Raw genomic sequence first — 19,227 nt, 5'->3', positions numbered from 1 at the left:
TAAGATAAACAAATGTTCAATGTTTAACAATGGATTAGAGGTCAAGATTCAAGTCAGTGACCGCCCCGGTTTCTGCACCTGAGGTCAGTTTGGCGAATTTGGCCAGTGCTCCATGGGTATAGTTCGGTTTTGGTTTGATCCAAGCTGCTTGACGTGCTGCAATCTCCGGCTCATCCACATGCCAGGTCATTTCCCGGGTTTCCGCATTAATTGAAATCTGGTCACCATTTTGTACCAGACCAATCGGGCCGCCATCATAAGCTTCGGGGGTGACATGACCAATCACAAAACCGTGACTGCCACCCGAGAAGCGTCCGTCAGTAATTAAAGCCACCGAAGCGCCCAGACCTTTACCAATAATCGCAGAAGTCGGTTTCAGCATTTCTGGCATTCCCGGGCCACCTTTGGGACCAACGCCACGAATCACCACCACTTCACCCGGCTGGACTTCGCCATCCAGAATACCGCGCATGGCACCCTGCTCACCTTCAAACACGCGAGCTGGGCCAGCAAAATGCAGTCCTTCCTTACCGGTAATTTTGGCGACCGCGCCCTTCGGTGACAGATTGCCTTTTAGAATCACCAGATGCGAGTCTTTTTTCACGGGCGCATCAAAAGGCAGAATAATCTGCTGGCCTTCCGGATAGTCCTGCACATCGGCCAGATTTTCTGCCAGCGTCTTACCTGTGACCGTCAGACATGAGCCATCCAGCATGCCGGCATCCAGCATGCGCTTCATCAGTGGTTGAATGCCGCCAATCGCAATCAGTTCTGACATCAGATATTTACCTGATGGACGCACGTCGGCCACCACCGGAATATCTTTACCAATCCGCACGAAATCATCCAGACTCAATTCCACTCCTGCGGTATGTGCCATGGCTAAAAGATGCAGTACACCATTGGTCGAACCACCCAGCGCAATCAAGACTTTAATCGAGTTTTCAAAGGCGGCTTTGGTCATGATGTCGCGCGGCTTAATATCCAGTCGCAACAGGTTCATCACCGCTTCACCGGCCCGGGCACAGTCAATTTGCTTGTCTTCCGATACCGCTTCCTGTGCCGAAGAACCCGGCAGGCTCATGCCTAAAGCTTCAATCGCAGAGGCCATCGAGTTGGCCGTGTACATACCGCCACACGAACCCGGACCTGGCAAGGAAACCTCTTCAATATGCTTGACCTGAATCGCGTTGATTTCACCTTTGGCATATTGACCCACCGCTTCAAACACCGAAATCATGTCGGTATGGCCTTCGCCCGGTTTAATGGTTCCACCATAAATAAACAGCCCCGGACGGTTGAGGCGCGCCAATCCCATGATGCAACCGGGCATGTTTTTGTCACAGCCACCAATGGCAATCACACCATCATAAGCCTGACAGCCGACCACGGTTTCAATCGAATCTGCGATCACTTCCCGTGACAGCAGGGAATATTTCATGCCTTCGGTGCCATTGGAAATACCATCTGAAATGGTAATGGTATTAAAGATAATGCCCTTGCCACCCGCCGCACTCACGCCCTGCTCTACGGTTCTGGCCAGACCATCAATATGCATATTACAAGGCGTGACATTGGCCCAGGTCGAAGCAATGCCGATAAATGGCCGGTTAAAATCGGCATCCTGAAAACCGGTGGCACGCATCATGGAACGCGCCGGTGCATTTTCAATACCTTCATAAACGGGGGCAGAATGCTCGCGGATATTATCTTTACTCATTATTCTCTCCCTGGGCGTCGACTGATTTGAAACTTCAGTTTCAGCAATTTATTTTAAGACCATTGTATAGAAAGCATTCGGCATGTAAAAGAAATTACCCTATAGAAAAACATTTTGATGAATACTTAAAAAATTTTAATCACATGATCAAGCGACATGGATGTCGCCGTTTCGCTACTCTACAGGGAAGTAAAGTTAGCGGAACAAGAGCGTTTTGTTACTTTTGCGCCGTCAAAAGTAAGATTCTGCCTGCACAAAGATCATCAGAACTTTTAAAGTTATTAACGCTTTGATTTTAAGTGGATCTTCGATTTTTTTACCATACAGCCTCAAATTACCTGAGTAATTTTTAATGCTATCTCGTAGGCACTTTTTACTTTTGACTGGGCAAAATGAGGAACACAGCTCCGCAAGAAAGCCCCTTTGTTTGCCCGATATGGCATCCCTGCCATACGGGCAAACGTGCGGCTTCCTGTCGCGCTCCACTGGGCAAAATTTGGAAAGTCTAAAAATAGTTTCTTATATAAAAAAAAGCACCCCATCTGGAATGCCTTTTAAATCTGTAAAATTACAAATTAGATATCACGTACCGCACCTTTCGAGGCACTGGTGGTATGCATCGCATAAGCTTTCAGTGCTTTAGACACTTTACGCGGACGCTGTTCAGCAGGCTGCCAGCCTTTCGCTTCTTGCGCTGCACGGCGTTCAGCCATCACCGAATCTTCAACCGCTAAATGAATGCTACGGTTTGGAATATCAATTTCGATACGGTCGCCATCTTCAACCAGACCAATCGCACCGCCTTCCGCAGCTTCAGGAGAAACGTGACCAATGGAAAGACCTGATGAACCACCAGAGAAACGACCATCGGTGACAAGCGCACAATCCTTACCTAAGCCTTTCGATTTTAAGTAACTGGTTGGATACAGCATTTCTTGCATACCCGGACCACCACGTGGACCTTCGTAACGGATCACCACCACATCACCTGCGGTAATTTTGCCACCTAAAATCGCGTCTACAGCAGAATCCTGGCTCTCAAAGACACGTGCTGTGCCATTGAATTTTAAGATGGAGTCGTCCACGCCTGCTGTTTTGACGATACAACCATCCAGTGCGATGTTGCCATAAAGGACGGCTAAACCACCATCTTGCGAGAAGGCATGTTCAACATTACGAATCACACCATTTTCACGGTCACCATCTAAACGGGTGTAGTAACGATCTTGTGAGAATGCAGTTTGTGTTGGTACACCGCCCGGCGCCGATTTGAAGAAGTTATACACCTCTTCATTTTCAGTACGGATAATATCCCACTTGTCTAAAGCATCTTTTAAGGTCGCTTCATGTACGGTAGGTACAGAGGTATCGAGTAAGCCGCCACGGTCTAATTCACCGAGGATTGACATAATGCCGCCGGCACGGTGAATATCTTCCATGTGAACATTTTTAACCGCAGGTGCAACTTTACATAGCACTGGCACTTTACGCGATAAACGATCAATGTCGTCCATGGTGAAGTCAACTTCTGCTTCGTGTGCAGCAGCCAATAAATGAAGAACCGTGTTGGTTGAACCCCCCATCGCGATATCTAAAGTCATGGCATTTTCATACGATGCTTTGGTTGCAACATTACGCGGCAATACGCTGTAATCATTTTGCTCATAATGACGCTTGGTGATTTCCACAATCAACTGACCTGCACGCTCGAATAATTTTTTACGGTTGGCATGGGTTGCCAGCGTAGAGCCATTGCCCGGTAAAGATAAACCAAGCGCTTCGGTTAAGCAGTTCATGGAGTTGGCCGTGAACATTCCTGAACATGAACCACAGGTTGGACATGCAGAACGTTCATAGGCTTTGACTTCTTCGTCAGTATAGTTGTCATCAGCAGCCACGATCATCGCATCAACAAGGTCAATCGCCTGTTCATTACCACGGATTTGGACTTTACCTGCTTCCATCGGGCCACCAGAGACAAATACCACCGGAATGTTCAGGCGCATCGCAGCCATCAACATGCCCGGGGTGATTTTGTCACAGTTTGAGATACACACCATGGCATCGGCGCAATGCGCATTGACCATGTATTCAACTGAGTCTGCAATCAGGTCACGCGAAGGCAATGAATACAGCATGCCGTCATGACCCATCGCGATGCCGTCATCGACTGCAATGGTATTAAATTCTTTTGCCACACCGCCTGACGCTTCAATTTGACGTGCCACCAGCTGCCCCAGGTCTTTGAGATGCACATGACCCGGTACAAACTGGGTGAACGAGTTCACCACCGCAATAATCGGCTTACCGAAATCTTCATCTTTCATTCCGGTAGCACGCCATAAACCGCGTGCGCCAGCCATATTTCTTCCGTGTGTCGATGTTTTTGAACGATAGTCAGGCATTTTATATTTCCAACAAAGTTTGAGCTTGAAATGAACCGGACAGATCCACTCTGGCTAAATCATACTGACAAGGAGCTTAAATCAGTTGAATTTTACACCTATCATACTACAAGCCCTTGTTTTACAAGATGGCCCTTTGGTTGTAGATGCAGGTAAAAATGTCTATAGAGAGGTCGTAATGATCTGACGATAAAAATTTCTTGATGAAATCTACTATACCGCCATCATCATCAGGACAATACAAAACTTTCATGAATAATTTTTACAATTTGCATGAGTTTTTTTTATATAAAAATTCCACTGAAATTCAAGTACTCACCGGTCTTATCCAATAAGTTTTTGCAACGATTAGGCTGAAATTTGGCTTTTGGCTTATAATAGCTTTTAAGTTTATTTGGAATTTCATGTGTGAAGATCATATTTGCAGGCACACCAGAATTTGCAGCGACTGCATTGGCTACGCTACTCAAAACCGAGCATGAAATTGTGGCGGTCTATACCCAGCCTGACCGCAAAGCCGGACGCGGGCAAAAACTCACGGCATCTGCAGTCAAGCAGTTGGCGCTAGAACACAATATTCCGGTCTATCAGCCTTTGCACTTCAAGTCATCGACTGAAGAAGGTCTGGCAGCGCAAGCAGAACTCAAAGCCTTAAATGCAGATGTGATGGTGGTGGCGGCCTATGGCCTGATTCTGCCACAAGTGGTTCTGGATACACCCAAATATGGCTGTCTGAATATTCATGGTTCATTACTTCCGCGCTGGCGCGGTGCAGCACCGATTCAACGTGCCATTGCCACCGGCGATACCGAGACTGGTGTAACCATCATGAAAATGGCAGCAGGCTTGGACACAGGCGATATGATGCTGAAAACCATCTGCCCAATTGAAGCGACAGATACCTCTGCAACCTTACACGACAAACTTGCTGTTAAAGGTGCTGAAGCTACCGTTCAGGTACTTGAGTCTGAAGAAAGCTTACAAAAATATTTGGCTGAACGTGAAGTGCAAGACGAAGCACTTACGGTTTACGCACATAAACTTTCAAAAGCGGAAGCACAAATCAACTGGAGCCAGCCTGCGGCAGAGATTGACCGGAATATTCGCGCCTTTAATCCCTGGCCGGTGGCCTTTACCCCGCTGGATGACAGTAACAATTTACGCATCTGGAATTCATCACTTTCTACCCAGCAGGCAACCGCTGCAGTGGCAGGTGAAGTAATTGCTCTGGATAAAGACGGCGTACATGTGATGTGTGGTGATCAGAACGCCATTTGCATCACCAATCTGCAATGGCCAGGTGGCAAAGCCCTGAATGCTGTTCAAATTAATCAAACTCAAAAACTATCGGTAGGATATAAATTCGCATGAGCCAAATTCAATCATCAGCTAAAAACTTGAATTTGCGCGCGCAAGTTGTCAAAACACTCTTGGCTGTACAAAATGGCCAATCACTTGCTTCTGTACTCAATCAACATATCAACATTGTGTCTGAACGTGACCGTGGTTTATATCACGAGTTAACCTTGGGCTGTTTACGTCAGTGGCATGGCCTGAAAGCCATTACCCTGCCGTTATTAACTAAACCCCTTGATAACCAGGCCCTAGAAAGCTGCTTATATTTGGGTTTATATCAGATTCTATGTACCCGCATTCCGGCACATGCCGCCATTTCAGAAACCGTGACTGCCGCCAAACAGCTGGGCTTTGAACCTTTAAGTGGTCTGGTCAATGCGGTGTTACGTCGTGTTTCACGTGAAACAGAAGAATTTGATCTGGCGTTAAATCAGGCACATGGCCTGCCAAGCTGGTTATTCAAACGTTTAAAGAAAGACTGGCCGGAACAGCTGGCTGAACTGTCGCACGAGTTAAAACAGATTGCACCGCTGACCTTGCGTGTTAATGTCAATCAGGTTAGCCGTGATGAATATCTGGAAATTCTGGAAGAAGAAGGCTATGAAGCACGTGCTTGCAGCCTGTCTGAAGTCGGGATTGTACTGGAACAGAATGTGCATATTCCAAACCTGCCGGGCTATGAAGCCGGCGGCTTCTCGGTTCAGGATGAACACGCCCAGCTATGTGCAACCTTAATACCTGATCTGGAAGGAAAAGTTGTAGTAGATGCCTGCGCTGCACCGGGTGGTAAGACTGCACACATTCTGGAAAAGTATAGTCCGAAAAAACTTTATGCAATTGATCAGGACGCGAAACGTTTGGTTCGTGTGGCAGAAAATCTGGAACGCTTACTGTTAACTGATTATGCCGAAGTTGAAATTATTGCAGCCGATGCCATTAGCTGGACAGCGCCTGAACCGGTCGACTGTATCGTACTGGATGCACCATGTTCTGCGATTGGTGTCATCCGTCGTCATCCGGATATTCGCTTGCTGCGTCATTCCACAGATATTCCGCAAACCGTCGCGCTGCAAAAGCAGATTCTGGAAAATATGTGGCAGCAGCTAAAAGTGGGTGGTACTTTGCTGTACATCACCTGTTCGATTCTAAAAGCGGAAAATGAACAGCAGATGGTCGAGTTCTTTGCCCAGCATAGCGATGCCAAAGAAATCAAGATTGAAGCCGATTGGGGCATCGAACAGATTCACGGTCGTCAGTTGTTACCAACAGCCGATCAAGGCGACGGTTTCTTCTATTGCCGTATTGAAAAGACCGCATAAATCATTAGTTTACAATCAAAAAAAGCAGCTTAGGCTGCTTTTTTTATGGAGTTGCCGGATGGCAACAGGACTTACTGAATAAACTTAAAGATCACCAGACTGCTGGCCAGCGCAGCCATACCGCTCACCAGTCCATATACCGTTTCATGCCCTTCGGAATAACGTTTTGCGGTCGGCAATAACTCGTCCAGTGCCAGATAGACCATCACCCCGCCAATTAAACCAAAGACCAGACCATATACTGTATCGCTCATATAAGGTGCCAGAATAAAGTAACCCAAGGCGGCACCCAAAGGTTCAGCCAGTCCCGACACCAGACTGGCCCAGAGTGCATAATCTTTGCGTCCCGTCGCCATATACACTGGCAAGGCAATTGCCACACCTTCCGGGATATTATGAATCGCAATTGCCACCGCCAAAGGCGCACCCAAGGCAGGACTTTCCAGCGTGGCAAAAAAGGTCGCCAGACCTTCTGGCAGGTTATGTGCGCTAATGGCGAATAAAGTCAGCATGCCGGTACGCAATAGTTGCGGTGAACTGACGCCTTCACTGGCATGCGTTTCAAGGGTTTCATGCGGATTCGGCACAAAATGATCCAGCAATAACACCAGAATCACACCCAACAAAAATGCAAAGGTGCCAAAGGCAAAACCGGTTTTTCCATCAAAAGCCAGACTAAAGGAGGCAATCGATTTATTCAGAATTTCGGTTAAAGAGACATAGATCATGGCGCCCGCGGCAAAGGCCAGACCAAAGGCCAGCAGACGGAAATTGGGTTTTTTTAAGAAGAGTATCAGTCCCCCACCCAACACGGTGGCAAGCCCAGCGAAGAAGGTCACGGCAAAGGCTGTATAGACTTGTCCATCTGAAACGGAAATCATGCCAAATCGTCAGCCATTAAAAAAGTCATTATCACCATAGATGATAATGACTTTCGTTTACAGTAAAACAGTAGGTTTATGTGAAGATTTTTAGTCTTCTGGTTCTTCCGGATTTTTTGCCAGATGAATCACGGACAGTACCAGACCACCCCACAATAAAACGATAGAGATGATCATCATCACCAGTGCAGATGTATTCATAGTCGCTCTCCTAGCTATGACGGTCTTTGACCAGACTGAACAGAATGGCGCCCAGAATAAAGAATGCCATGACACCTCCACCCACCATCCATAGGGTGCTGGCAGCATAGCCACCATAACCTTCTGCCATGATCGATTTCAGGGTCAGACCCAATGCCATTAATAAGGACAACGGCGTGATGACGGTCAGCATGAAGTTCCAGCTGCGACCAAGTTTCACGCTGGCAAACTGATTCACATGGCCTTCCAGCTGTTTCATCAATGGACGACGGAACCACGACAACAGAATAATGGAGATCAAACCACCACCGACAATACCGATATTATTGGCAAAGTAGTCAATAATGTCGACAAAGGTAATCGCACTATGGGTCGAGAACATCAAGGTAGAAATCACCGCTGAACCACCGGCAATAATCGTGACTGACTTGTTCTTCGACCAGCCCAGTTTGTCCTGGAATGCGGCAATCGGAACTTGCAGGATACTGACCATCGAGGTAATACCGGCAACGGTCAATGAAGCAAAGAACAGGAAGCCAAACAGGTCACCGCCTGCACCTAAACTGGAAATGATTTTCGGGAAAGCAATAAAGGCCAGACCAATACCGCCAGATACAACATCTTCAACATTTGCACCTGCGCTGAAGGCCATAAAACCAAGCGCTGCAAATACACCAATACCCGCCAGAATTTCAAAGGATGAGTTGGCCAGTGCCACCACGATCCCAGAACCGGTCAAGTTGGTTTTGCGTTTCAAATAAGAGGCATAGGTCAACATAATCCCAAAGCCCACCGACAGTGAGAAGAAGATATGACCAAATGCGGCCAGCCAGACTTTATAGTTGCTCATGGCCTCCCAGTTCGGCGTAAAGAAAGCATTTAAGCCGTCGACTGCACCCGGTAAGCGTACTGCCTGAATCACCAGAATAGAAAATAAAATTACCAGAAGTGGCATAAAGATTTTATTCGCCAGTTCCACCCCACGGCGTACCCCACCGTAAAGAATCAGCATCACCGCAGCCCAAACAACCACCAGACCGAAAAACAGGACAGGAACAAAACCTAAACTTAAACCTTCACCATTTTGCAGATAAGTGTTAAAGAAAAAGTCTTGGGTATCTGTGCCCCACTGCTGTCCAAAGGAATAGAACATATAACTGCCGGCCCAGGACAAGACGCTGGCATAATAAATCCCGATGATCAGGGTCACCATCACCTGCCACCACCCCAAGGATTCGGCATTCATGAGTTTTTTATAGGCCATGGGTGGTGCTTTACGGAACTTGTGTCCGACCGCATAGTCTAAAAACAATAAAGGCAAACCTGCTGCAAAAATCGCAATCAGGTAAGGGATCAGGAAAGCCCCACCCCCATTTTCATAAGCCACATAAGGGAAACGCCAGATATTTCCCAAGCCAACGGCGGAACCAATGGCTGCAATAATGAATCCTGATCGTGCAGACCAATTCTCACGAGTTTCTGTCATAGAACACCTAAACTTTAAACCCCTTCAGATGCTGCTTGTTATGGTTATAGCGCAAGCAAATAAAGAAGCATTTCAATTATTTCGGGTGTTTGGATTAGAGCTGCACCTTTTGGGCGTCGAATTCTAATGTACAAACAGGTCAGCAGGTCTTACATCTTGCTTAAAGTCTGATCGAAAAGCTGACCTTGTAGATGGTTCAACAATACTGACTTTTTTAAATTTTTTCTGTAAATTCTGCTGAAAATATTCGTTATTTATAATCTATTCGAATTAAGCGTTCAATAATTCAACGAAACCCACCTGATTTTATAGGCTATATATTGACAAACTTTTTGGAATATATCTTTCTTAAGTTTGACTACAGAACCGCAGTCAAGCAAAGCTCATGCTGCGATCATCCAAATCGCCTTATATTTATAGAAGAATTCGAGTCAAAGGCTTATCGCGATGTGAGCCACTCTATAGCTGAAATGCGCGGAGCAGAGATCTGATCGCCCTGCTCCACGTGCATCTTTGACATCTGAAAATGGACTGCAATACCCCGGTCTGACCTGCAGCAAATTCATTATAGAATCTGAGCGATTGATGTCATTTACTTAAGATTTAATCACCAGCATCCGTTCTTCCTGCATATCGCGAATGGCAGATTGAATCCCTTCACGGCCTAAACCTGAATCCTTCACCCCACCATAGGGCATGTTGTCCACCCGGAAAGATGGAATGTCATTGATAATGACCCCGCCGACATGCAGATGATCCCAGGCATACAGCATCTTGTTCAAGTTCTGGGTATAAACTCCGGCCTGCAAGCCAAAACGGCTACGATTGATACAGGCAATCCCCGCTTCAAAATCAGGATAAGGTTCAATCATCGCCACCGGACCAAAGACTTCATCACGGTAAATTTCCAGATTATGATCCACGTTTTCCAATAAAGTCGGTGCGAACATCACTCCATCCAGCTCACCACCTGCCAGAATTCTGGCATCCTTTTTCAGTGCTTTTTCCAGCCATTTTTTCAGGCGTTTGGCTTCTGCTTCCTTGATCATCGGCCCCACCAAAGTTGTGCTCAGATTTGGATCGGTGGCTTTCAGATGTTTGAGTTTTGCAAGCAGTTTATCTCTGACTTCGGCATAAATATCCTGATGCACCAGAATGCGCTGCACACTGATACAGACCTGCCCGGCATGACCATAAGCACCGCCAACCAGACGGGTAATCAAGGCATCATTAATTTCGGTATCCGGCTCGATCATCACTGCGGCATTACCGCCCAGCTCCAGAACCACTTTTTTGCGGCCAGCTCGCGCTTTCATATCCCAACCCACCACATCGGAACCGGTAAAACTGAGTAATTTAAAACGGTCATCGGTGACCAGCACATCGGCCAGCTCGCGCGGACAGGGTAAAACTGAAAATGCGCCTTTCGGCAAATCGGTTTCCGCCAGAATCTCGGCAATTTTCAAGGCAGAAATCGGCGTCAGACTGGCGGGTTTCAACACAAAAGGACAACCGGCAGCAATCGCCGGTGCAATTTTATGGGCGGTCAGATTTAAGGGGAAATTAAAAGGGCTGATTAAAGACACTGCGCCAATCGGCACCTGCTTAACCATACCCTGATACCCCGATGCTGCCGCGGTTACAGCCAAAGGCAGCATACGTCCCTGATCGATTTGAGTCACGGCATCTGCGGCAATTTGAAAGGTATTAATCAGACGCTCGACTTCGGCTTCTGCCGCTTTGCGCGGTTTACCGCCTTCTGCAATCAGAATTTCAGTCAGTTCTTCGCGTATTTCATGAAAGCGGCCTACACAATGCAGTAGAATTTTCTGTTTTTGAAAGGGTTCTAAAGCCGCCATCTCTGCCTCGGTGTCTAGGGCAGACTGAATGGCCTGCTCCAGACTTTTGGCATCGGCCAAAGCGACACGTGCATAGAGTGCTTGCGTATATTTATGTTTAACCTCTAGCCATTCTCCGGTCTGAACCGCCTGACCAGCCACATAGAATGAATAGTCTTTACACTGTTGTACTGCTGTAGATCGCATTTTTTAGTCCTTCAAAATCCTAGGATATACATTTTTGAAATTCTCTATATCATGCACTTGCTGATAAATATTAAGAAGATGTTTTTAAGTAACCAGACACGCTCAATTTTAATAAAGCTTTAGGGACTCACTGTCATGCAGACAAAAATACTCGCCACATTATTCTTCAGTTTTGGATTAAGCACGCTCAGTCATGCAGATTTCATCGGGGCAAAAGCCGATCTCAGCTACTGGAATTTTAACGGTTATAGCGAAAATAGCAGTATGAAACATGATCTGGATCGACAAGGTACGGCGCAGCTGTCCGTGGCTTTTGAACATCCGATTCCGCTTTTACCGAATGCCAAAATCAAATATGTCAATCTGGACAGCAACAGCGAACAAAGCACTCCGATCAATGCCTCAGAAATCGAACTGAAGAATATTGACTATATTCTGTATTACGAATTGCTGGATACCGTGGTACATGCCGATATAGGCGCAGGCTTAAGCAATCTGGAGGGTACGGTAAAAAACCTGAATACCGGGGCTTTCACGCAATACGATCTGGATGAATACACTCCACTGCTCTATGCAACTGCAGGGGTTAAATTGCCATTTACCGGACTGAGTGCCAAAGCAGAAGCCGTTTACAGTCATGGCAGCGATAGTAAAAAGACCGATGTACAGGCTGAGTTACAATATGATTTTATTGATAATCTGCTGGTCGATGTCGGTGCCAAAATCGGTTATCGCATGATGACGGTAGATTTTCAACAGGATCAACGTCCAGATTTACAGCTGGAATTTAAAGGCCCGTATATTGGCTTAGATGTACATTTTTGATGCCAAGAATTCAGCAGCTGGTCGTGCTCAATTTCTCTGCGTTCATGTAAGTCAAAGCGTACAACAATAAGCGCAATCTGCTGCTGGTACAAAATCTGCTTGTGTATTACTTTAGACACATAGAGAGCAGGATGCTCCGAAAACCTAAAAACAACAAGAATAAGCAAGCATCAGGACGTGAGGTACGACAGGAGTTATACCTAAATCACGAGATACGGAAAAAGCCCCAACAGGATGTTGGGGCTTTTTTTCTGCTATTTCTTTTTCTGTGCATTGCTTTATTTATCATTGCTTAACAGTTCCGAGTTAAAACTCCAACATTGTAAAAATCGGCTTGTTGTTAAGCTAAAAATCCTCACATTTTTTGGGAACAGCAATCATGGTAAAAAAGGTCCTCTTTATTACATCCAATCAAGGTATTGAACATGATGAACTGACTGAGCCTTTAAATTTTTTAAAGTCCAAAGGTTTTGAAGTGATTCATGCTGCAGAAAAAAATGAAGATGTAGCCACTGTCAAAGGTGATACCAAAGCTGCTACCCAATATACGCCTGATACCAGTTTCGACCATGTCGACCTGAATGATTATGATCTGTTGGTGATTCCAGGTGGTACAGTCAACGCAGATACTTTAAGAATTAATCAGGATGCCCAGAAAATTATTCAGCACTTTGCCGACAATCACAAACCGATTGCGGCGATTTGTCACGGGCCATGGGCCTTAATTGATGCAGATCGAATTAAAGACAAGAATCTGACCTCGTATAAAAGCATCAAGCTGGATCTGGAAAATGCCGGCGGAAAATGGGTCGATGAAGAAGTGCATCGCTGTAATACCGGCGACTGGGTACTGATTACTTCACGCAATCCGGATGATCTTCCGGCCTTTAATGAAGCCATTTTAAAAGAACTTGAAGGCGATGCTACCTAAGTTCCTACCATAAAAAGAGAACCTCATGATTAAGGTTCTCTTTTGCTTTAAATAGTTCCGGTCAAGCTTTTTAGATAAACCATCACTTCTTTATTGCCTGCCATTTCGGCCAATTCTAAAGCAGTATTAGGACTGCGATGTGCAATATCAGCACCCTTGCTGACCAAGAGTTTGACCACTTCCAGATGATCATTTTCAGCAGCGGCCTGTAAAGCACTATAGCCTTCGTCATCGACAGAGTTGACATCCAGACCTTCTTGCAAGCCTTGCTCGACCTGTTCAACATCGCCTAAAGAAGCCCAGTACACCAGTTCAGGAAGATGTAATTCGTCATCATCTTCAGGGATTGGGGAGAATGAGTCGAATTGCATAGAATCTACCTCAAGATTTATTTTAAGTCTGAGGGTATAAAAGCATATCCATTATAACTAATCCAATCCATGTGCAAAAAATTTCCTAATGATTTAACTGACTCAATATTAGCTGTAGGACCCATTAAAAAACTAGAGAAAACATTTCTTTTATTATTTTCTTTATATTCATGGATATACCATACACCCTGTATATGTTTTCTTTGAATATTGCCTTGTTCATCTTTTCTATGTAATAGACGACTTATTTCTTGGTAAATAAAATCTTGATCATGAAAATCATTTCTTTCATTTAGAAGAACTAATATCCCTGTGCAATCATCTTTTCCTATAGCTTTTTTAGTTTCAGAGATTTGTTTATCTGCTGATGAAAGAAGTGATCGCAAATTTCGAGAGGCATAATCACATAATTTATTTCTAATAAAATTAGGATCTTTATGTTTTTGGATCAACTCTTCAATATGTACAGTCCCAAAAAATTCTGGGAAATCCTGATCTTTATCTACTTGATCATTTGTAAAGTCATTAATTGTACTCTGTCTATCTTTTTCTAAAAATTTGACTTCCAAAATCCATGAGCGCTCAAAAGCAAAATAATCTGCCTTACGCCCTATAAATTTAATATCCTGTATATCATCTATCGATTCATATTCAGAATCCGCAAACTTCTTAAAACGATCATTTAGGTTCATTTATTTATCACTTTTTTAATATTTTTAAAATTTATCATTTAATGATAATAATAAAAAAGCCCCCTTTCGGAGGCTTCTTATTTAAAAACTTAGCTTTAAGCTTTAGACACTGCTGGCTCAATTGCACCAATCTTTTCAGATTCATTGTCATGCATGATTAACGCAACCGCAATTGCAGTAATCAGAACCGGTAAGCCGACTGCCATAAAGTTGAAGTAAGCAGGCAGGTTCATACCAAGCAAACCACCAATCAGGATCGGCCCTACAATCGCGCCCATACGACCAATCGCAGAAGACCAGCCAATGCCTGTCGAACGTACCGCAAGCGGGTAGAACTGCGCAACATAGCTATATAGCAACATTTGTGAACCAATCGACGCTGCACCCGCCAGAAACACCAGGATGTAAAGTAAGAATTGGTTAGATGCGAAGCCCATCAGGCTCATCACAATCGCACCCATAATACCCAGGAACATCAGTACCGGTTTCAAGTGGAAACGATCCGCCAGAATACCACCACCCACAATACCCACGACCGCACCCACGTTCATCACCATCATGAACATCAGACTGTTGTCCATCGAGTAGCCGGCTGCCATCATCAACTTCGGTAACCAGCTACTTAAAGCATACATGGTTAACAGACAAGTGAAGAACGCGACCCAGAACAATAAGGTATTGACCGCACGGCCACGACGGAACAAGCTCACCACGTTCGCTGCTTCAGGCACATTTTCCTGTGGCAGGGTAAGCGTTGTATTCTCGGTAACCGTTAGATTTGGTGCCAGACGACGTACGATTTGACGTGCTTCAGCCTGCTTGTTTTGCTTCACAATAAATGCCAGCGATTCAGGCAAAAATTTCCAGATCACTGGTAATAAAAATAATGGAATACCCGCGATAAAGAACATGATTTCCCAACCAAAACTTGGGGTAAACCATGAACCCAACAACGCAGCCATTACACCACCGACGGCATAACCACTAAACATGGTGGTTACCAAGGTACTGCGCATTTTTTGTGGCGCATATTCCGAAGTCAATGCCACCAGATTCGGCATGACCCCACCAATACCCAGACCGGCAAGAAAACGTAAAATACCGAATTCGGTTGGATTTGAGGCAAAGCCACCCGCAAAAGTTAAACCACTGAATAATACAATACAGATCATGATCACTTTCTTACGACCGATCTTGTCCGCGAGGGAACCGAAGATCATCGCACCAAACATCATGCCAGCCAGTGCGGTACTTGCAAGCATGCCCGCTTGCACTGCACTTAAGCCCCAGTCTTGCATCAGTAAGGGTAAAACCACACCATTGATTGCTAAATCGTAGCCATCAAATAAGATAATAAGTAAACACCAAGCAACTACATTGAAGTGGAAAGGCGTGAATTTCGCATTATCGACTACAGAATTTACATCTATTTTTTCCGTTGTCATCGTTCTCATCTCCCATGAGTACTTGTCCATAACATCTTTGTTGAAGATTGAAGGCAATCTTCAATGTCAGGCAATATACGCAAGCGGGATTTAAGGCACAATAAGACTAATTGATATTCTGCTATGACAAATGTAATGCCATTTATTTGCGTGATATGTCACATTATTATTAAAATTAAATTTTAAGCCATTAATAATAATGACTTTAATTTAAGCAGAATTTGTAGATTTTTTAGCTCAATCACTTTTTTTGAGTGGTTTTATTTCATACTAAAGATATAAAAAACCCCTTCAGACAAAGGGGTTTTTTAAACTGAATGAATCTATGAGGATCGTTTAAATTTTGGCTGCTTTTAATTGTTTCACCTGAACGCGACCGGGTTGTGGTTGACGAATCATTGAAATAGCGATGATACCAATAATACCCGGCATGGCAACCGCGATGAAATTCCATTTATGTGGTAATTCCATACCCAGCAGCATACCAATCACAATTGGACCCACAATTGCACCTGTACGCCCCACAGCAGACGCCCAACCAATACCGGTAGAACGTACTGCAACAGGATAGTATTGAGCAACATAGCTATATAACAAGATACTGGTACCAATAGATGAAGCACCTGCCAAACTGACAAGTAAATAAATAACAGGTGTTGGAGAGTTAAAGCCTAAACCAACCAGAGACAGTACACCCACAGTTAACATACTAATAAGAACAGGTTTAAAGTCAAAACGGTCTGCCAGAATACCACCGCTAATGGTTCCGATCACGGCACCAATATTCAGTGCTAATAAGAACATTAAACTGCTGCCTAAAGAATATCCCGCAGCCATCATGAGTTTTGGCAGCCAACTTCCAAGTGCATAAAGCATGAGCAAGCACATAAAGAAAGCAATCCAGAATAAGAATGTTCCCATTGCACGATTTTCTGTAAATAACGCTTTTACTGATGCACTTTGTGTCTGATCGCCTGTGGCTAGAACCAGTTCAGTGTCTGCTCGTACGTCTGCAGTTGGCTCAACTCGTTTTATAAAATGACGTGCCTCATTCATTTTTTGTTCTTTAACCAAGAAAGTTAGAGACTCAGGTAAGAACTTCCAAAACAATGGAACAAAAAGTAAGGGAATACCTGCAATGAAGAACATAATTTCCCAACCAAAACTTGGAGTAAACCATGTACCACATAATGCAGCCATAATCCCACCTACGGCATAACCACTAAACATGGTGGTTACAAGTGTACTTTTTAAACGTTTAGGTGCATATTCAGAGGTTAAAGCAACCAGGTTAGGTAATACCCCGCCTATGCCCAAGCCGGCAATAAAACGTAAAATACCAAACTCTGTTGGAGTGGTGGTAAATCCACCCAAAAATGTAAAAGCACTAAATAAAGTGACACAAATTAAAATCACTTTTTTACGACCGATTTTGTCTGCAAGCATCCCAAACAGCATGGCACCAAACATCATGCCGGCTAGTGCTGTACTGGCAAGCATGCCTGCTTCAACAGCACTCATGCCCCACTCCTGCATCAGTAGAGGCAGAACGACACCGTTAATTGCTAAATCATACCCGTCAAATAGAACAATAAACAAACACCACAATACAATGCTTAAGTGAAATTTCGTGAATTTTGCCTGATCAATCACATCATTCACACTAACCGTATTTGCTGCCATTTTCGTGTTTTCTACCATTTTTACTCACCTCCTGTGAGTTATTATTCGTTGTTTTCAGCACGACACATGCCACTAACTCTTATTTATTATTTTTAATGATTCTTATCGCCATGTTCGTGCAACAACTTAGTTCAACACAGCTAATTTTCAGGCAATATGCGACTAAAGTCTTAAGCTTTGCTCAAAATTCTAAACCCATGCGTCCAGTTTTTAATGATTTCTTAACAATTCAAGCTACTTCTTCGATATAAAAATCCCTGAGTTCTCAGACTCAGGGAACGTTTTAAAATTGAGAAAAAACTGAAATTAATATAATGCTTGAGCTAATCGGATCTGAATAATTTCATTATCATCTGCCAGATTTCGATTACGACCACTTGAACCGGGAAAGTTATTGTCATTCAAGACGGTAATTAAATCAGGCCCTTCAATAATAATGTCTTCAATGGTCTGAAATGGAAAACCAAAGCGCTGACCGGTGGCAAGATCTCCCGGACGTACCGGACCATAAAGTAAATCTGGATTGGCCAGATCCATTAAATTAACCAGTTCTTCACGTGCGACAGACTCACCGGACTGATTCAATCTGACCTTGATTAATTTTTTATAGCCGCCCAGATTATTTTCACTGTCATCACGTTCAATAATCACACCTTCTTTGGCACTAAATAACTGAAAATCACCAATTGCAGAGGCTTTCGAAGCCAACTCAAAATAATAGAAATTTCCAGTATAAACTTTCTTTTCCAGATCAAATTCTGAAATGATTAGTTGTGGCGTCGTGGCATTTAATAAAGGTTTTTCAAGTAAAGGATATAAATAGCGACCATTGGGGGAAATTGCCATACCTTCAAAGCCCCCACTCCGCTGTACCAAAGGTTCAATATAACCGTCAATATAACCGGTAGTCCCCTTGTTTAACTGATTTTGTGGAGATCTGAGTTCAGTTCCAGCTTCTAATGGATCAGCTAAAGCAATCGGCGGGCTTTTTAATATTCCATCTGCACTAAAATGTAATAAATAAGGGCCAAATTCATCTCCAATCCAGATATCGCCATTGGGCGCGCGCTGCATAGATTCCGGATCAAAGTCAGCACCTGTCAATAAACGCTCTTGAGTATTCTGATGGACAATTTCAAAAGGAATCAGTTTGTTCGGATCACGAAGCTGAATGTAAGATAAATGTTTGACAGTTGCTGTACCGCCCGCCTTGGTTCTGAAATCGCTAGAAAGATGATGCAAACGCAATAAATAATCAGAAGAATTATCTTGCGAGCCAAAGCCATTATCCGACATCACCAGATAAGTTCCATCCGGCTGCTTTAATGCAGCAGAAAAACCCTGTACAGGCTGGCCTGAAAATGGAGGAAAAATACCATTTGCTCCACGTACATCTCGTCCTGAATCAGGGCCTTCTGCATAGGTCTCTACATCCAGTTTGGCAAAAGACACCAAAGTTGGTTCAGTTACGCTTTCGATGGGCTGAAGGGTTTTATCATCGGATTCATTGCATGCCGTCAGAGCGAATACAGAGACCGCCAGCAAACTTAAAGAAATTTTTCTCATACGTCTATTCATCTTTTTATAAAGTCGACGTCTTATTTAATACAGTTTGAATGACAGGACAGTTGCGATGAGATGAAGTTTTAAGGACAGTTTTATTTTAATAATTTTATCCCATGCAAAAAAAACACCCCCAACTGTTAAGTTAGGGGTGTTTCGAATAATGAGCTGGCGATAACTTACTCTCACATGGGTAACCCCACACTACCATCAGCGCAAAGAGGTTTCACTTCTGAGTTCGGGAAGGGATCAGGTGGTTCACTCTTGCTATTGTCGCCAGCACAACTGTTTATGGACTTGTTCG

The 19,227-nt window shown here is 44.3% G+C and carries 15 protein-coding genes and 1 rRNA gene; 4 read left to right on the top strand and 12 right to left on the bottom strand.

The window, feature by feature from the left end; translation table 11 throughout:
* Nucleotides 1-34 precede the first annotated feature (34 nt).
* Both ilvD (FTU45_RS12980) and ilvD (FTU45_RS12975) read right to left on the bottom strand, forming a co-directional pair.
* Nucleotides 35-1,720 carry a dihydroxy-acid dehydratase gene (gene ilvD / locus FTU45_RS12980; protein WP_004280835.1) on the bottom strand — a complete coding sequence of 562 codons (1,686 nt, stop codon included), beginning with the start codon at nt 1,718-1,720 and terminating at the stop codon, nt 35-37.
* Nucleotides 1,721-2,295: 575 nt separating this feature from the next.
* On the bottom strand, nt 2,296-4,125 hold the full coding sequence (gene ilvD, locus FTU45_RS12975; protein WP_180076522.1) for a dihydroxy-acid dehydratase: 1,830 nt from the start codon (nt 4,123-4,125) through the stop codon (nt 2,296-2,298).
* A gap of 408 nt (nt 4,126-4,533) precedes the next feature.
* On the opposite strand from ilvD (FTU45_RS12975), the gene fmt reads away from it, so the two are divergent.
* Both fmt and rsmB read left to right on the top strand, forming a co-directional pair.
* Nucleotides 4,534-5,496, top strand: a complete 963-nt coding sequence (gene fmt, locus FTU45_RS12970) for a methionyl-tRNA formyltransferase (protein WP_180001778.1) — start codon at nt 4,534-4,536, stop codon at nt 5,494-5,496.
* Nucleotides 5,493-6,800, top strand: coding sequence for a 16S rRNA (cytosine(967)-C(5))-methyltransferase RsmB (gene rsmB, locus FTU45_RS12965; RefSeq protein ID WP_180076521.1), 1,308 nt, complete (start codon nt 5,493-5,495; stop codon nt 6,798-6,800). The genes fmt and rsmB overlap by 4 nt, the downstream gene beginning before the upstream one ends.
* Nucleotides 6,801-6,871: 71 nt before the next feature.
* Here the strand turns inward: rsmB and zupT are convergent, their stop codons facing one another.
* The 4 genes from zupT to FTU45_RS12945 form a co-directional block, all read right to left on the bottom strand.
* A complete protein-coding gene (zupT, locus tag FTU45_RS12960; RefSeq protein WP_180076520.1) occupies nt 6,872-7,681 on the bottom strand; it encodes a zinc transporter ZupT in 810 nt (269 codons plus the stop codon).
* Nucleotides 7,682-7,771: 90 nt separating this feature from the next.
* Nucleotides 7,772-7,882, bottom strand: a complete 111-nt coding sequence (locus tag FTU45_RS12955; protein WP_005173576.1) for a methionine/alanine import family NSS transporter small subunit — start codon at nt 7,880-7,882, stop codon at nt 7,772-7,774.
* A 10-nt stretch (nt 7,883-7,892) separates the two neighbouring features.
* On the bottom strand, nt 7,893-9,368 hold the full coding sequence (locus FTU45_RS12950) for a sodium-dependent transporter (RefSeq protein WP_074383770.1): 1,476 nt from the start codon (nt 9,366-9,368) through the stop codon (nt 7,893-7,895).
* Nucleotides 9,369-9,964: 596 nt separating this feature from the next.
* Nucleotides 9,965-11,413: an aldehyde dehydrogenase family protein gene (locus FTU45_RS12945; protein ID WP_180050529.1), complete on the bottom strand. Its 1,449-nt coding sequence runs from the start codon at nt 11,411-11,413 to the stop codon at nt 9,965-9,967.
* Nucleotides 11,414-11,548: 135 nt separating this feature from the next.
* Here FTU45_RS12945 and FTU45_RS12940 point away from each other — a divergent pair, with 135 nt between their 5' ends.
* Both FTU45_RS12940 and FTU45_RS12935 read left to right on the top strand, forming a co-directional pair.
* Nucleotides 11,549-12,238: a TIGR04219 family outer membrane beta-barrel protein gene (locus FTU45_RS12940; protein ID WP_180076519.1), complete on the top strand. Its 690-nt coding sequence runs from the start codon at nt 11,549-11,551 to the stop codon at nt 12,236-12,238.
* Nucleotides 12,239-12,617: 379 nt separating this feature from the next.
* Entirely contained in the window at nt 12,618-13,169 is a 552-nt protein-coding gene (locus FTU45_RS12935; protein ID WP_180076518.1) for a type 1 glutamine amidotransferase domain-containing protein, read from the top strand.
* 47 nt (nt 13,170-13,216) lie between these two features.
* On the opposite strand, the gene FTU45_RS12930 is transcribed toward FTU45_RS12935, so the two are convergent.
* From FTU45_RS12930 to rrf, 6 genes are all read right to left on the bottom strand, one after another.
* The gene (locus FTU45_RS12930; protein ID WP_074383774.1) at nt 13,217-13,540 is read right to left on the bottom strand and encodes an ankyrin repeat domain-containing protein; all 324 of its coding nucleotides are present in this window, start codon (nt 13,538-13,540) and stop codon (nt 13,217-13,219) included.
* A 17-nt stretch (nt 13,541-13,557) separates the two neighbouring features.
* Nucleotides 13,558-14,232, bottom strand: a complete 675-nt coding sequence (locus tag FTU45_RS12925) for a hypothetical protein (RefSeq protein WP_159516523.1) — start codon at nt 14,230-14,232, stop codon at nt 13,558-13,560.
* Nucleotides 14,233-14,327: 95 nt separating this feature from the next.
* Nucleotides 14,328-15,677, bottom strand: a complete 1,350-nt coding sequence (locus FTU45_RS12920) for an aromatic acid/H+ symport family MFS transporter (RefSeq protein WP_074383777.1) — start codon at nt 15,675-15,677, stop codon at nt 14,328-14,330.
* 336 nt (nt 15,678-16,013) lie between these two features.
* Entirely contained in the window at nt 16,014-17,378 is a 1,365-nt protein-coding gene (locus FTU45_RS12915) for an MFS transporter (protein ID WP_171294226.1), read from the bottom strand.
* 288 nt (nt 17,379-17,666) lie between these two features.
* Nucleotides 17,667-18,926 carry an esterase-like activity of phytase family protein gene (locus FTU45_RS12910; protein ID WP_257224045.1) on the bottom strand — a complete coding sequence of 420 codons (1,260 nt, stop codon included), beginning with the start codon at nt 18,924-18,926 and terminating at the stop codon, nt 17,667-17,669.
* 163 nt (nt 18,927-19,089) lie between these two features.
* Nucleotides 19,090-19,204: ribosomal RNA gene (rrf, locus tag FTU45_RS12905) — 5S ribosomal RNA — on the bottom strand.
* Nucleotides 19,205-19,227 lie beyond the last annotated feature (23 nt).

The sequence above is a fragment of the Acinetobacter sp. YH12106 genome, from assembly GCF_013418995.1.
Taxonomy (GTDB): domain Bacteria; phylum Pseudomonadota; class Gammaproteobacteria; order Pseudomonadales; family Moraxellaceae; genus Acinetobacter; species Acinetobacter pseudolwoffii.
Note: the sequence above shows the minus strand (reverse complement) of the source record. Positions and strands in the feature narration are given on the sequence as shown.

What these genes read in the sequence shown, in the direction of transcription:
- ilvD (WP_004280835.1), bottom strand. Translation starts at nt 1,720, where the DNA reads ATGAGTAAAGATAATATCCGCGAGCATTCTGCCCCCGTTTATGAAGGT.
- FTU45_RS12930 (WP_074383774.1), bottom strand. Translation starts at nt 13,540, where the DNA reads ATGCAATTCGACTCATTCTCCCCAATCCCTGAAGATGATGACGAATTA.
- zupT (WP_180076520.1), bottom strand. Translation starts at nt 7,681, where the DNA reads ATGATTTCCGTTTCAGATGGACAAGTCTATACAGCCTTTGCCGTGACC.
- ilvD (WP_180076522.1), bottom strand. Translation starts at nt 4,125, where the DNA reads ATGCCTGACTATCGTTCAAAAACATCGACACACGGAAGAAATATGGCT.
- FTU45_RS12925 (WP_159516523.1), bottom strand. Translation starts at nt 14,232, where the DNA reads ATGAACCTAAATGATCGTTTTAAGAAGTTTGCGGATTCTGAATATGAA.
- FTU45_RS12910 (WP_257224045.1), bottom strand. Translation starts at nt 18,926, where the DNA reads ATGAGAAAAATTTCTTTAAGTTTGCTGGCGGTCTCTGTATTCGCTCTG.
- FTU45_RS12920 (WP_074383777.1), bottom strand. Translation starts at nt 15,677, where the DNA reads ATGACAACGGAAAAAATAGATGTAAATTCTGTAGTCGATAATGCGAAA.
- FTU45_RS12950 (WP_074383770.1), bottom strand. Translation starts at nt 9,368, where the DNA reads ATGACAGAAACTCGTGAGAATTGGTCTGCACGATCAGGATTCATTATT.
- FTU45_RS12935 (WP_180076518.1), top strand. Translation starts at nt 12,618, where the DNA reads ATGGTAAAAAAGGTCCTCTTTATTACATCCAATCAAGGTATTGAACAT.
- FTU45_RS12915 (WP_171294226.1), bottom strand. Translation starts at nt 17,378, where the DNA reads ATGGTAGAAAACACGAAAATGGCAGCAAATACGGTTAGTGTGAATGAT.
- rsmB (WP_180076521.1), top strand. Translation starts at nt 5,493, where the DNA reads ATGAGCCAAATTCAATCATCAGCTAAAAACTTGAATTTGCGCGCGCAA.
- FTU45_RS12945 (WP_180050529.1), bottom strand. Translation starts at nt 11,413, where the DNA reads ATGCGATCTACAGCAGTACAACAGTGTAAAGACTATTCATTCTATGTG.
- FTU45_RS12940 (WP_180076519.1), top strand. Translation starts at nt 11,549, where the DNA reads ATGCAGACAAAAATACTCGCCACATTATTCTTCAGTTTTGGATTAAGC.
- FTU45_RS12955 (WP_005173576.1), bottom strand. Translation starts at nt 7,882, where the DNA reads ATGAATACATCTGCACTGGTGATGATGATCATCTCTATCGTTTTATTG.